The organism is Adlercreutzia shanghongiae, from assembly GCF_035830635.1.
GTDB classification, from domain to species: Bacteria; Actinomycetota; Coriobacteriia; order Coriobacteriales; family Eggerthellaceae; genus Adlercreutzia; species Adlercreutzia shanghongiae.
In genome coordinates this window covers 22,149-34,825 of sequence record NZ_JAYMFI010000024.1, presented here as the reverse complement: position 1 = coordinate 34,825, position 12,677 = coordinate 22,149, and the positions used below count along the sequence as shown (strand labels likewise).

Sequence of the window (12,677 nt, the reverse complement as noted above, 5' to 3'; positions counted from 1 at the left end):
CATGCGCGTCATGGCTCTGGACATTGGGGAAGTGCGCGTGGGGGTGGCGGTGAGCGACCCGGCAGAGCGGGTGGCCTCTCCGGTATGCGTGCTGCCCGCCGCCGAGGTGCTCGCCGGGGCGAAGTCCTTCCGGCGCGTGCTGGAGGATTGGGAGCCGGAGCTTCTCGTCTGCGGGCTGCCCCTCACCCTTGCCGGCGAGGAGGGCCCCCAGGCCGCGCGTATCCGCGCCAACGCGGCCGCTATTGGCGAGGCTGCAGGCATTCCCCACGTTTTCGCAGATGAGCGCCTTAGCTCCGCTGAAGCCAAACGGAGTTTGCGTGAAAAGGGCTTGAGCGAAAAGGACATGCGGGGAAAAGTCGATATGATAGCCGCTAGTTTGTTTCTGCAATCTTGGCTCGACGAGCGCGCCCGCGCTTGAGGTAGGCGCGGGGCCATCGTCGGTTGCCCTCTAGAGAAAGGCCGCATCTTGGCTCTTCATGGCAAGAATGTTACCTACTCGTCCCATTCCACCCGTGCCGCTCGGGCGGCTCACGCCAAGGGTGATCGGGAGTTTCGCACCTACGATACGAGCGCCATCATGCCGAAGAAGTCCCCGGCGCCGTTCATCTGCCTGGGCATTGTGGCCGTGGTCGTCGTCGCGGCCGTGTGCTTCTTCGCGTTCCGCAGCTGCGCGGGCTCCCAGGTGGAGCTTCTCGCTCCCGGCCAGAGCGCGCAAGTGACCATCGAGGAGGGCGAGAGCGCTTCGGCTATCGGCGACGCGCTGGTGGCGGCGCGCCTTATCGGCAGCACCCAGGAGTTTACCGATGAGGTGACGCGCCTGGAAGCCGCCTCGGCGCTCATTCCCGGCACCTACACCTTCGAGGGCGGCTCGACGCCCGAAGAGCTCGTGCGCGCCATCATGGCCGGTCCGGCCGCCGCGGGCGATACGCTGACGGTGCCCGAGGACATCACCCGAGCCGAGGCGGCCGAGCTTGTGGCCGGTGCCACGGGCGGCCGCATCACCGCCGAGGACTTCCTGGCCGCTTCCGAGAACGCGAGCGCGTATGCGGCCGATTACGCCTTCTTGGAAAGCGCCGGCGAGAACAGCCTCGAGGGCTTTTTGTTCCCCAAGACCTACGCGGTGACCGAGGACATGAACGCCGAGGCGGTCGTGCGCATGATGCTCGACCAGTTCGGCACCGAGACCGCCAGCATCTTCGGCGATTATGCCAACAGCTATCCGGCAAGCCGCGATTTGTCTTTGTACGAAGCGGTGAACCTGGCCTCTATCGTGGCCAAGGAATCTACGGGAGACCAGGAGATTCGCGATCATGTGGCCGGCGTGTTCTACAACCGCCTCGCCTCCGATCGCCCCTATCTCGAGTCCGATGCCACCACGGCCTACGAGGTGGGTCGCGAGCCCACGGCCGAGGAGGTGCATGCCGAGACGCCCTACAGCACCTACGCCAACCCCGGTTTGCCGCCGACGCCTATTTGCTCGCCGGGCATCGAGAGCCTGACGGCGGTGTGCGAGCCGACTGAGACCGAGGATATGTTCTTCTACTTCTACGCTGACGAGAGCGGCGCGATGCAGGCCGCCTTCAGCAAGACCTACGAAGAGCACCAGCAGGCCATCGCCGATCACTCCAGCAACGCCTAGCGGCCCGCCGCGTTTTGCCCGCGATCATGGATTTGCTCACCCCCGACCGTTACTTCTCGCGCATCACCGATGTGGATATCGAACGCGATCTTCTGGGCGCGGGGCTGACCCATGTGCTGTTGGACATCGACAACACCATCCGCGCCCGCGACACCGGCCAGGTGCCGCGCGATGTGGGGATGTGGCTCGGCCGCGCTCGCACGGCGGGAGTGGCATTTTGCCTGCTGTCGAACAACTGGCACAAGGACATCTACCGGTTCGCCGGCGAGCTTTCGCTGCCCATCGTGGCCAAGGCCATGAAGCCTCTGCCGCCCTCGTTTCTGCGCGCCATGGGCAAAATCGGCGGCAAGCCGGCCGACACGGTGACCATTGGCGACCAGCTGTCTACCGATGTGCTGGGCGCCCATGTCGTAGGAATGAAAGCCTTTATGCTGCAGCCTCTGGCGGAGCAGGATCTGCACCACACCCTGGTGCTGCGCAACATCGAGCGCGCCATTTTGGGCGACCGTAAGCCGGAGCCTGCGGTGAATGTCATGGAAGGGGAATCGTTGTGACCGAACATCTTTATGTCCTGGGACATCCGGTAGGGCATTCGAAATCGCCCGCCATGTACAACGCCGTCTACGAGAAGGTAGGGCTCGACTGGCGCTACGAGCTGATGGACATTCCCGAGAAGGCCGCGGCCGAATCGTTTCTCGCTCAGCGCGACTTTCTTTCCGTCAACGTCACCACGCCCTACAAGCCCGAGGCCTTCGAGGCCGCCGATGTGCGCGCCGCCTCGGCGATGCTGGCCCATGGCGCCAATGTGCTTGCGAACAAGAACGGCACGCTCATCGCCTACAACACCGACGGCCAGGGCTGCGTGTCCTATCTTGAGCGGGCTGGCGTGAAGTTTCGCGGCACCTCGGTGGTGGTGTGCGGCACGGGACCCACGTCGCTTTCCATTTTGCACGCCGTGGCTCAGACAGGACCGGCCGAGCTGATCTTGATGGGGCGCGACAAGGTCAGGGCTCGGAAGGTCATGCGCACCTACGCCGACGAGTTGGGGGCGCTGGTGGGTCACACCGTGGACATGCCCGCCTTCAAGGAAGGGCACCTGAGCTTCGCGGAAATGTACCGGCAGGTGGCCTTCAAGTTCGGCAGCTATGAGACGAGCCGCCAGGCCATCGCTGCTGCCGACGTCATTATCGACGCGACGCCCCTTGGCATGAACGAGGGCGATTCGGCTCCCTTCGACACGGCGCTTCTGCACGGGGGCCAGACGGTCTTCGATGTGGTGTACGGCCATGGCGAAACGGCTCTGGCGAAGGCGGCCCGCGCGGCCGGCTGCCGGTTCATCGACGGCGCGGGCATGCTTGTCGGCCAGGCCGTGGTGACCGTGAACATTCTGCGCGATATCTCCGAGGAAGCGGCTCTGGATATACCTGAGGACGAGCTGTTCGACATCATGGCCCGCGCGGCCGGCTTCAATCTCTAGCGCTTCGTTGGCGTTGGTTCATGACGGGATAAGTGAGATAGCCGTATAGGCTGACACGGTATTGAGGGGGCGGTGTCGACCGCTCGCCTCAAAATAGCTGCCGCTTGCGGAACATACATACACAAATGTATTTTACTCTTGATGTTTTCGAAGAAGGCGAGTACTTTACGGTTTGAGGAAAGGAGAACTGTGGCAAAGCAGAGAGACACCAAGGAAACTCGCGAGCTTATCATCAGCTCTGCCGTAGATCTCTTTTGCGAAAAAGGTTACTCCCGCACGACCTTGGAGGATATTGTGCGACGGGTCGGTTTGACGCGGGGGGCGTTCTATTGGAACTTTAAAAGCAAGAAGGATATCCTTGACGAGATTTTGAAGCGCTACGAGGATTTCTATCGCGACATATACCGCGATTTCGCTCACTGCGAATCGGCGTATGAGACACTCCGCAATCTTCTCAATTCGAACTTGATGAAGAAGAATTTAGTGAACCCTTACGCGAGCATCATCCTGTACAAAGTCGAGTCATGTGACGAGTTTGCCGATATCACCAACCTTCAGGTTCGGATGGATAGCGAGTCGCTGCGCGCGATCGAGGAGGAGATTCGTCGTGGGCAGAAGCAGGGGGAGTTTCGTGCAGACAAAAAGGCCCGTACGCTTGCATTGTCGGTATATATGAGCCTGCTGGGTTTCGACGCCTATAAAACGCCCTATGAAACCAAGGAAGACGGAGGCTTTTTCAGCAAGAGCGAGATTGAGGACTTTGTCGACCTTATCCTGGACAGCCTGACCTGAGGGACGGCTGGCGACGGATTGCCGAGGGGCATATTTTTTTACCCATAAACATACATACGCGTATGTTTATAAAGAAAAGGAGGAAATCATGCTGGAAGGTTCGTTCAAGGGAAAGCATTTTTTGGCTCTGGAGGATTTCGAGCCCGAGCAGATTCGCTACCTGCTCGATCTGTCGGCAGAGATGAAACGACAGAAGAAGGAGAAGGTCAATCAGCAGCGCAATATCGGATCGAATATGCTGATGCTGTTCGAGATGGAGTCCACGCGCACGCGCTGCGCTTTCGAAACCTCGGCTCAAGACCTGGGAATGGGCACCACTTATCTTTCTAATTCCCATTTTGGCTCCAAGGAGACCATCAAGGACTCTATGCGCGTTTTCTCTGAGATGTACGACGTCATCGCCTACCGAGGCACCGACCACGCTCAGCTCGTGCAGATGGCTGCCGAGTCCGAGATTCCCGTCATCAACGGCTATACGATGCATGAGCATCCCACCCAGATGCTCGCCGACTTCATGACGCTCGACGAGGCGTGGGGTCGCGAGGGGTACCGCGGAAAGACCTTCACTTACATCGGACGCGGCGGTGCATGCTGTGCCTTCTCTTACGCGGTGGCTTGCGCCATGCTGGGTATGAACTTCCGCTTCATTACCTCGTACATGACGCTTGAGGAGGCGGTGGCGCTGCTGAGCCCCGAGGAGCAGGAAATGTTCTATCGCGAGGTGCCGCGCGGTTCCCGTGTCGATGGTTGGTCCGGCGCTCTTCCCGACGAGCAAAAGGCGCTCATCCTCGACCTCTACGCGCGCTACAACCCCGATTGTACCTTCTTGGAGACTGAAGACGTGGCCGCTATCGAGGGCACGGATGTTGTGTCAACTGAAAACTGGGGCTTCTTCACCAACAAGGCGATTACATGGCTGCCCGGCATCATGAAATACCGAGACTACCAGGTTAATCGCGAGCTCATGGCCCGTACGGGCAATCCCGATGCGATCTTCCTGCATATGCTGCCGGCCACTCACAACGGCGGTCATGCGGCGGCTCGCAAGCTTATTGACTCCATAGCCGATCCCGAGATTAAGGCGCTGCTCGAGCGCGGCTTCGAAGTGACCGATGAGGTGTTTGAGGATAACGCTGCCCACATCTTCCGAGAGGCGGGCAATCGTCAGCACACCATCAAGGCCGTGACCTATGCCGTCATGGGCAACGATGTCGTCTAGCAACTGATCGGTAAGGAGCAACTATGTATGCGCTCAGCCTTATTCCCATTATTGTGGCGTTCGTCGGCGTTATGGTGTCGAAGCGCGCATTCGAATCGTGTATTTTGGGCATCATCGCAGCCATCCTTATCTATGGAGCGCAGGCGGGCGATTGGAATGTCCCTGTTATGTTCTATGATTTCCTTGCAGAGACAAGCAGTACTCCGGGCAATATGTGGGTCATTGTGTTCACGCTCGCCATCGGCGCCGTGACGCAGTTGCTCTTCGATTCGGGTGCGACAAGTGCTTTCACTGGATGGGTTACCAAGCGTTTCGCGAACAACGAGAAGAAGTCTCTGCTTTCGGTCATTATTCTGGGTGTCTTGGTGTACGCCGATGAGTTTCTTAAGGCCGCTGTGCTCGATTCGTACGGCAAGACCATCGGCCGCAAGAACAAGATTCCCGTCGAGACTATTGGCATGCTCGTAGTTGTGTTGGGCATTCCGCTGGTTTCATGGACCCCCATGGCCACCTGGTCGGTGTATTTCTCGCAGCTGATGGTGGACGCGGGCTTCTCGAGCGGCATGGGCGACTTTGTTACTCAGGTTATGCCGGTCATGGTTTTCCCGATCATTTTGACAGTCGTTGTGGTGCTGTTTGCTCTCGGTGTGATTCCTGCGATGGGAGAGACCAAGCGCGCGGCCCTCGAGGCTAAGGCGGGCAGCTACGACTTCTCATGCTATGGAAGTGACGAGGCCGCCTCGGCTGGCGCCGCCAAGGCGCGCCCAATGGACTTTGTCGTGCCGCTTGTTGTGTTGCTTGCGCTCGGCATCTGGTTCAACGGCGATCTCGCCATTGCCTGTCTCGTAGTCATTATGTTCGAAATCGTGTGGTTTATTGCTCGCGGCATCATGTCGTTCGCGGAGACGATGGATAGCTTCTGGAAGGGCCTCCACAGCACGTTCAAGCCCACGGTATACCTGATGTGCGGATTCACGTTTACGGCTATCTTGCAGCTTATCGGCTTCCCCGAGCTTATCCAGGCAATTTCAGGGCTTCTCGTGCCTGGCGTGGTCTTGGCGTTCTTCTTCGTGGCCGCTGCGGCGGTGGGCACGCTGACGGGTATGTTCTGGCCGGCCACCTCGCTGTTCTTGGTGTCGTGTCTGCCGGTGGCTGAGAGCATGGGCATCAGCCCGTTCCTTCTCGCAGCTGTGCTGTTTTCCGCAGCTACGTTTGGCGCGGTGATCAGTCCGCGAGGAGCGCTTGTCATGTTTATCGGAGAAGAGCTGGGCACCAATCCCGTCGACCTCACGCGTAGCGCTCGACCTTATGCGCTTATAGCTGGCGCCGCTACGCTGGTTGTGTATCTCGTTCTTGGATTTGTATTGGTTTAACATAAGAAAGAAGAAGGAAAGGGAGTGACTCTCATGAATGGTAATACCTTTCGTTATGCAGGAGAATTCGAGGAGCAGCGCGCGGTGATTCTTGGTTGGCCGCGTATCGTCGAGCCTGTAAAAGGGATGTTCACTGAGGGCGTGATGCACGATGTGGTCAAAAACCTCATCGACCACGTGGAAACGCTTGTCATCAACTGCGGGTGGCCTGGCACTTACGAGCGTTGTCGGGAGATTCTTGCCGAGGGGGGTATCGACCTGGATCGGATTACTTTCACGCAGATTCCCGACATGATGCACTGGATGCGCGATTATGGCCCCGATATCATGGTGGACGACGAGGGAAAGATGCGTCTTGTGCACTTCCGATTCGATATGTACGGTATGGGCGAGGAAGACAGCGAAATGTCGCAGCTTTGTAGAAAGTTTGCCCCGCATATGGCTGTTGAACTCGGCTGCTTCGGTATCGAAGAATCCTGCCTGATTTCCGAAGGAGGCGACAAGGAGTTCAACGGTGCCGGCGTGATGATGGCTATCGAGGAGACCGAGGTTGCCAAGCGCAACGGCGCTATGACCAAAGAAGAGGTTGAGGCTGAGTTCAAGCGCGTCTTCAACCTCGAGAAGATCATTTGGCTGCCTCAGTGCCATTGGGAGGAGGAGCCTTCGACTCTCGGGGTGCTTGATTGGGTTGATGGAACCCCGGTTTATCGATCGGGATCGGCAAATGGGCATATTGACGAGCTGGCGCGCTTCGTGGATGAAAGAACGGTGCTTCTGCTCGAGGTCAGCGACGAGGAGGCTCAAGAACTCGAGTCGGCCCGCATCACCAAGGAACGTTGCGACCGGGCTTTCGAGGTACTGAGCCAAGAAACCGATGCTCAGGGAAGGCCCTTGCGCATACTGCGCATCCCCGCGCCGATTCCGGAATATGTGGTGACGACTCCCGAGGATTGGACAAATCGCACCTGGGGGAAGCGCTTTGCCGAGAACGAGGAAGCGCTGCTCGACGATGGCACGCCGATGCCCGAGGGGACTATCGTCATGCAGCCGGCGATGAGCTATATCAACTACCTTGTATGTAACGATGTCGTTATCGCCCAATGCTATTGGAAAGAAGGGAAGCCGGACGATATCAAGAAGCGCGACGAAGAGGCCATGAACGTTTTGCGTGAGGCTTATCCGGGCCGAACCGTTGTGCCTATCTATTCCATGGATTTAAATATTCGCGGTGGCGGCATTCACTGCGCGACTAAGAATATCCAGAAGTAGCGTCTGAGGCGGTCTGGGTCGCATTCGACCCAGACCGCTTTTCGTTCTATACTGCAAGCAGCGGATAAATGCAGGTGGGGCAATGAAAAAGACAAAGATATATGCGATCTTGAAGTGCGTGGCACCCTCGCTGCTAGGTATTGTCCTCTTCCTTGTTCCCATCCCATCTCAGAATGGGCAGATGGTCGCCGGCATCGTGGTGGAGTGGCTGAAAGCGATGCTTGGCGAGACGCTTGTACCGGCGCTTGTGACTGTGGTGGTGGCCTCGGCTCTTCTGACGGTGGTTCACAGGGTCGCTCCGCTGGGGTTCATAGCGAGGCGAGAGCGTCTTGACGCGATTTTTTCCGTAAGCATCTTCTGGCTTGCAGTGCGCGTTGCGGGCGCGGTGCTCATGGTGCTTATCTTGATGCGTTGCGGCCCAGAGGTGCTGTGGGCGGAGGACACGGGGGGCAATATGCTATATACCGTGGTCCCAACGTGCTCCATGTGGTATGTAGTCGGGGCGTTGCTCCTTCCGCTCCTGACGGATTACGGCCTCACCGACTTATTTGGGGCGTACTTGAGCCGATGGGTAAAGCCCCTGTTCAAAATACCGGGCCATTCGGCGGTCAGCTGTCTATCCTCGTGGCTGGGCTCTAGTGTGTGCGGCGTTTACCTCACGATTTCCCAATACGAGAAGGGTGCCTACACTGGTCGTGAGGCGGTTATTATCCTGAGCTGCTTCTCGCTGCTCAGTATTAGTTTCTGCTCGATGGTAGCCTCACTGCTGGGGCTTGGCGCACATTTCGACGCATTTTACGGCACTATCGTCATTGCGGGGCTTTTGTGCGCACTCGCTATTCCCAGGCTTTGGCCCGTTTGTCGCATCGCGGATGACTTTTACGATTCGGCTGAAACAGGTTGTTCGGAGGATGCGGCGTCTTTCGCGAATCGTCCCGCTAGGGCTTGGGACCGCGCGCTAGAGCGTGCGAGTCGGGCGCCTGGCGTAATCGAGACGGCGAAACTCGGAGGGCTGAGCGCTTTCAATATGATTGTGAGCACGCTCCCGAGTATCGTTCTGTTCGGGACACTTGCGCTTGTGCTGGCCACTCGAACAGAAGTGTTCACCTATCTCGGGGCCCCTCTGGGAGCCTACCTGTCTCTTTTCGGGGTGCCAGGGGCGATGGAGGTTGGCTCGGCGGTGCTCGTGGGTTTCGCGGACCAATTCGCTTCAGTGGTGCTCGCCTCGGCTATGTCGTCCATAGAGGCGCGATTTCTTATCGGCTGTTTGAGCATTCTGCAAATATTGTATATGACGGACATAGGCGCATTGATCCTCACTTCGAAAGTGCCCTTCTCCTTCTGGCAGATTTTCGTCGTTTATTTGGAGCGCGTGCTCATCTGCACACCCGTAGTAGTTGGATGCGCGTATCTGTTCGGCATCTTATAAGTCGATAAGGGGCGCAATCTCTGGCGCTTCACCTTCTCGAAACACCGCGTGCGCGGTGCCTGCGCTACAATGGGGCGAGTTTATCGTCGAGCGAAAGTGCGCACTACCATGGAATACATCACAGCAGGGGAGAGCCACGGGCCGGAGCTGACGGCCATTGTGACCGGCGTGCCGGCGGGCCTTTCCATCTCCGAGGAGCACATCAACTCCGATTTGGCGCGGCGCCAGGCTGGCTACGGGCGCGGCGGGCGCATGGCCATCGAGAAGGACAAGGTGCGGGTCACGAGCGGCGTGCGCTTCGGTCGCACCATCGGCAGCCCCATCTCGCTTACGGTGGTCAACCGCGATTGGGAGAACTGGACCGGGCGCATGGCCGCCTTCGGCGAAGCGCCGAAGGATTTGGCGCGCGAAGTGACGCCGCGACCGGGCCATGCCGATTTGGTGGGGGCGCTTAAGACCAACACCGACGACTGTCGCAACATCCTCGAGCGGGCGAGCGCCCGCGAGACGGCGGCGCGGGTGGCCGCGGCGGGCGTGGCCCGCGAGTTTCTGGCGGCTTTGGGCGTGGAAGTGATGTCGTATGTGGTATCGGTGGGCGATGCCGCCATGCCCCGGGAGTCCATGGTCGACGTGGCCGAGCACAAGCCGCTCGATATCGAGCTGTCGGATATGCGCTGCCCCGACGCCAAGGCGACGCTGGCCATGAAGAAGGCCATCGACAAGGCCAAGGCCGACGGCGAGAGCCTCGGCGGCACCTTCCGCATCGTGGCTTGCGGCTTGGTGCCGGGGCTGGGGACCTATGCCACCGGCGCCGACCGTCTCACCTCCCGCTTGGGAGCGGCGCTGTTTTCCATCCCCGCCATCAAGGGCGTGGAGTTCGGCCTCGGCTTCGAGGCGGCCCGTCGTCCCGGCTCGCGCGTGCACGACCCCATCGTGCTGAAGGACGGCGAGTTTCTGCGCGCATCGAACAACGCCGGCGGCCTGGAGGGCGGCATGACCAGCGGAATGCCCCTCGTGATCACGGCGGCCATGAAGCCCATCCCCACGCTCATGACGCCCCTTGAAACGGTGAACCTGGACACGCTGTGCGTGGAAGAGGCTTCCAAGGAGCGCTCGGACGTGTGCGCGGTGCCCGCCGCTGCGGTGGTGGCCGAGGGCGAGGTGGCCTTTGCGCTGGCCAACGCCTATCTGGAGGCTTTTGGCTGCACGTCCATGGCCGATATTAAGGCGAACATCAAGGCCTACAAGGCGCGCCTGCGCACCATAGGGCGCTAGCATGGGCGCCTTGATGCGTGCCAAAGCCCGCCGACGCCCGCCGGCTTTTGTCCCCGATGGCCCTATGGAGCTTGCGCGCCCGGTGTTCTTCGTCGGCTTCATGGGTGCCGGCAAAACATCGGTGGCCCGGCGCATCGCCCGCACTTGTGGCGTGGCCTCGGTGGATATGGACACCTACATCGAGCGGCGCGAGGGCAAGAAGGTCAAGGAGATTTTCGCCCAGTCCGGCGAGGAGGGCTTCCGCGCCATTGAAACGCAAGTGCTGCGCGAGCTGGGCGCCAAGCCCGACCCGCTGCTCATCTCCTGCGGCGGCGGCGTGGTGGTCACGCCGGCCAACCGCGAGGTGTTCAAGGAGGCCGGCTTCGTGGTGTATCTGGAGGTGACCGCCGACGAGGCGGCCGGCCGTATCAGCGACACCTCCACCCGGCCCCTGTTCCAAAATTTGGAAGCGGCCCGCGCCCGCTGCGAGGAGCGCCTGCCGCTGTACGAGGCCGTGGCCGACGTGCGCGTGAGCACGGCCGGCAAATCGGTGCCCGCCATCGCGCGGGAGGTCCAGCGCATTCTGGAAAAGGAGGGGATCCTGTGCCCGCAACAAAGATAGTGGTCAACATTCCCGGCGAGGTGCCCTACGACGTGCGCATCGGCGCCACGGTGCTTGCCGGGCTCGGCGAATCGGTGCGCAAGCTCGAGAAGGTGGGCGAGGCGCCGCATTTGCTCGTCATCACCGATTCCAACGTGGGGCCTCTGTATTTGGAAGAGGCGAAGGCGTCGCTGAAGGCGGCGGGCTTCCGTGTGAGCGACATCGTGGTGCCGGCCGGCGAGGATGCGAAGTCGGTGGAGGTGGCCGGCGAGATCTGGTCGGCCATGGCGGGCCTGGGGCTGACGCGCGACTGCGCCGTGGTGGCCCTGGGCGGCGGCGTGGTGGGGGATCTGGCCGGGTTCGTGGCCTCCACCTACATGCGCGGTATCGCGTTCGTGCAGGTGCCCACCTCGCTTCTGGCCATGGTGGATTCCTCGGTCGGCGGCAAGACCGGCGTGAACCTGCCTGCGGGGAAGAACCTCGTGGGCACGTTCAAGCAGCCGGCCTACGTGTGTGCCTCCACGACGGCGCTCGCCACACTCGACGACCGCGAGTGGGCCTGCGGCTGCGCCGAGATCGCCAAGGCGTCGGTCATCGATTCCGACGAGTTCTTCTTCTGGATGATGGACCATGCCGAGGCCCTGGCCGCCCGTGACGGGGTGGTGGTCACCGAGGCCATCGCGCGCTCGGTGGTGTTCAAGGCCAACGTAGTGGCCGAGGACAAGACGGAGAGCCGGGGCGTGCGCGAGTGTCTGAACTATGGGCACACCTTGGGGCATGCGGTGGAATCTCTGGCCGGCTATGGGACGTTTTCCCATGGCGCTGCCGTGGCCGAGGGCATGCGCTTCGCGGCGCGGCTCGGTGCGCCTTTGGTGGGCACGTCCGACGAGCTGGTGAGTGCCCAGGACGAACTTCTGGACGGGCTGGGGTTGCCGGCCCTTGCGTGGTCGGCGCCGGCAGAGGACATGCTTGCGGCCATGAAGCGCGACAAGAAGACCCGCGCCGGCGAGGTGCGCTTCGTGCTGCCTCGCGACATCGGCGATTGGGAGCTGGTGGCAGTGCCCGACGAGGTGATTCTGGAACAGCTGCGGCAGTGGGAGGCGTCGAAGTGAAGAAGATTTTGCTGATGAACGGACCGAACCTGAATATGCTGGGTGTCCGCGACCGGGCTATTTACGGGTCGGACACGCTGGCCGATATCGAGGAGATGGTGCGCTCCTATGGGGCCGAGCGCGGCGCGCAGGTGGACTGCTTCCAGTCGAACCACGAGGGCGCGCTCATCGACCGGCTGCATACGGCCCACGGCAACTACGACGGCATCGTGTACAATCCGGGCGCCCACACGCACTACTCCTACGCCCTGCACGATGCGGTGGAGACCATCGATGTGCCGGTGGTGGAGATTCATATCTCGGATATTTCCCAACGCGAGGAGTTCCGCCGCACGTCGGTGATCGCGCCGGCCTGCATCGCCCAGGTGAAGGGCTTGGGCAAGGATGGCTACCTGCGCGCGCTGGATATACTGTTGGAAGAGGAAGCGAAGTAAGCCGCCCGCCCCGCCGCCGGCGGGACGAGGACATTCGTGCTCAGACAGTCCTCGCTCGGCGGGACAGTCCACCGGACT

The 12,677-nt window shown here is 60.7% G+C and carries 13 protein-coding genes; all 13 read left to right on the top strand.

Annotation, left to right across the window (positions count from 1 at the left end):
- The first annotated feature begins 1 nt into the window (after nt 1).
- Entirely contained in the window at nt 2-418 is a 417-nt protein-coding gene (gene ruvX, locus VJ923_RS10160) for a Holliday junction resolvase RuvX (protein WP_326441115.1), read from the top strand.
- 48 nt (nt 419-466) lie between these two features.
- Nucleotides 467-1,639: an endolytic transglycosylase MltG gene (gene mltG / locus VJ923_RS10155; RefSeq protein ID WP_326441114.1), complete on the top strand. Its 1,173-nt coding sequence runs from the start codon at nt 467-469 to the stop codon at nt 1,637-1,639.
- 14 nt (nt 1,640-1,653) lie between these two features.
- Nucleotides 1,654-2,193: a YqeG family HAD IIIA-type phosphatase gene (locus VJ923_RS10150; protein WP_326441112.1), complete on the top strand. Its 540-nt coding sequence runs from the start codon at nt 1,654-1,656 to the stop codon at nt 2,191-2,193.
- The gene (locus VJ923_RS10145; RefSeq protein ID WP_326441111.1) at nt 2,190-3,116 is read left to right on the top strand and encodes a shikimate dehydrogenase family protein; all 927 of its coding nucleotides are present in this window, start codon (nt 2,190-2,192) and stop codon (nt 3,114-3,116) included. The genes VJ923_RS10150 and VJ923_RS10145 overlap by 4 nt, the downstream gene beginning before the upstream one ends.
- 189 nt (nt 3,117-3,305) lie before the next feature.
- On the top strand, nt 3,306-3,908 hold the full coding sequence (locus VJ923_RS10140; protein WP_326441110.1) for a TetR/AcrR family transcriptional regulator: 603 nt from the start codon (nt 3,306-3,308) through the stop codon (nt 3,906-3,908).
- Between the two features lie 88 nt (nt 3,909-3,996).
- A complete protein-coding gene (locus VJ923_RS10135; protein ID WP_326441108.1) occupies nt 3,997-5,127 on the top strand; it encodes a Rossmann-fold NAD(P)-binding domain-containing protein in 1,131 nt (376 codons plus the stop codon).
- 23 nt (nt 5,128-5,150) lie between these two features.
- Nucleotides 5,151-6,500 carry a Na+/H+ antiporter NhaC family protein gene (locus VJ923_RS10130; protein ID WP_326441107.1) on the top strand — a complete coding sequence of 450 codons (1,350 nt, stop codon included), beginning with the start codon at nt 5,151-5,153 and terminating at the stop codon, nt 6,498-6,500.
- 33 nt (nt 6,501-6,533) lie between these two features.
- The gene (locus VJ923_RS10125) at nt 6,534-7,769 is read left to right on the top strand and encodes an agmatine deiminase family protein (RefSeq protein WP_326441151.1); all 1,236 of its coding nucleotides are present in this window, start codon (nt 6,534-6,536) and stop codon (nt 7,767-7,769) included.
- Between the two features lie 82 nt (nt 7,770-7,851).
- A complete protein-coding gene (locus VJ923_RS10120; protein WP_326441106.1) occupies nt 7,852-9,198 on the top strand; it encodes a YjiH family protein in 1,347 nt (448 codons plus the stop codon).
- A gap of 108 nt (nt 9,199-9,306) precedes the next feature.
- Nucleotides 9,307-10,473, top strand: a complete 1,167-nt coding sequence (aroC, locus tag VJ923_RS10115) for a chorismate synthase (RefSeq protein WP_326441104.1) — start codon at nt 9,307-9,309, stop codon at nt 10,471-10,473.
- Nucleotide 10,474: 1 nt separating this feature from the next.
- Complete coding sequence (locus VJ923_RS10110) at nt 10,475-11,074, top strand: shikimate kinase (protein ID WP_326441103.1); 600 nt, start codon at nt 10,475-10,477, stop codon at nt 11,072-11,074.
- Nucleotides 11,056-12,165 carry a 3-dehydroquinate synthase gene (gene aroB / locus VJ923_RS10105; protein ID WP_326441101.1) on the top strand — a complete coding sequence of 370 codons (1,110 nt, stop codon included), beginning with the start codon at nt 11,056-11,058 and terminating at the stop codon, nt 12,163-12,165. Before VJ923_RS10110 ends, aroB begins: the two co-directional genes overlap by 19 nt.
- Complete coding sequence (gene aroQ / locus VJ923_RS10100) at nt 12,162-12,599, top strand: type II 3-dehydroquinate dehydratase (protein WP_326441100.1); 438 nt, start codon at nt 12,162-12,164, stop codon at nt 12,597-12,599. The genes aroB and aroQ overlap by 4 nt, the downstream gene beginning before the upstream one ends.
- Nucleotides 12,600-12,677: the final 78 nt, after the last annotated feature.

Excerpts from the sequence above, each read along its gene's own strand:
- ruvX (WP_326441115.1), top strand. The coding sequence starts at position 2 with ATGCGCGTCATGGCTCTGGACATTGGGGAAGTGCGCGTGGGGGTGGCG.
- VJ923_RS10135 (WP_326441108.1), top strand. The coding sequence starts at position 3,997 with ATGCTGGAAGGTTCGTTCAAGGGAAAGCATTTTTTGGCTCTGGAGGAT.
- VJ923_RS10130 (WP_326441107.1), top strand. The coding sequence starts at position 5,151 with ATGTATGCGCTCAGCCTTATTCCCATTATTGTGGCGTTCGTCGGCGTT.
- VJ923_RS10125 (WP_326441151.1), top strand. The coding sequence starts at position 6,534 with ATGAATGGTAATACCTTTCGTTATGCAGGAGAATTCGAGGAGCAGCGC.
- VJ923_RS10120 (WP_326441106.1), top strand. The coding sequence starts at position 7,852 with ATGAAAAAGACAAAGATATATGCGATCTTGAAGTGCGTGGCACCCTCG.
- aroC (WP_326441104.1), top strand. The coding sequence starts at position 9,307 with ATGGAATACATCACAGCAGGGGAGAGCCACGGGCCGGAGCTGACGGCC.
- VJ923_RS10110 (WP_326441103.1), top strand. The coding sequence starts at position 10,475 with ATGGGCGCCTTGATGCGTGCCAAAGCCCGCCGACGCCCGCCGGCTTTT.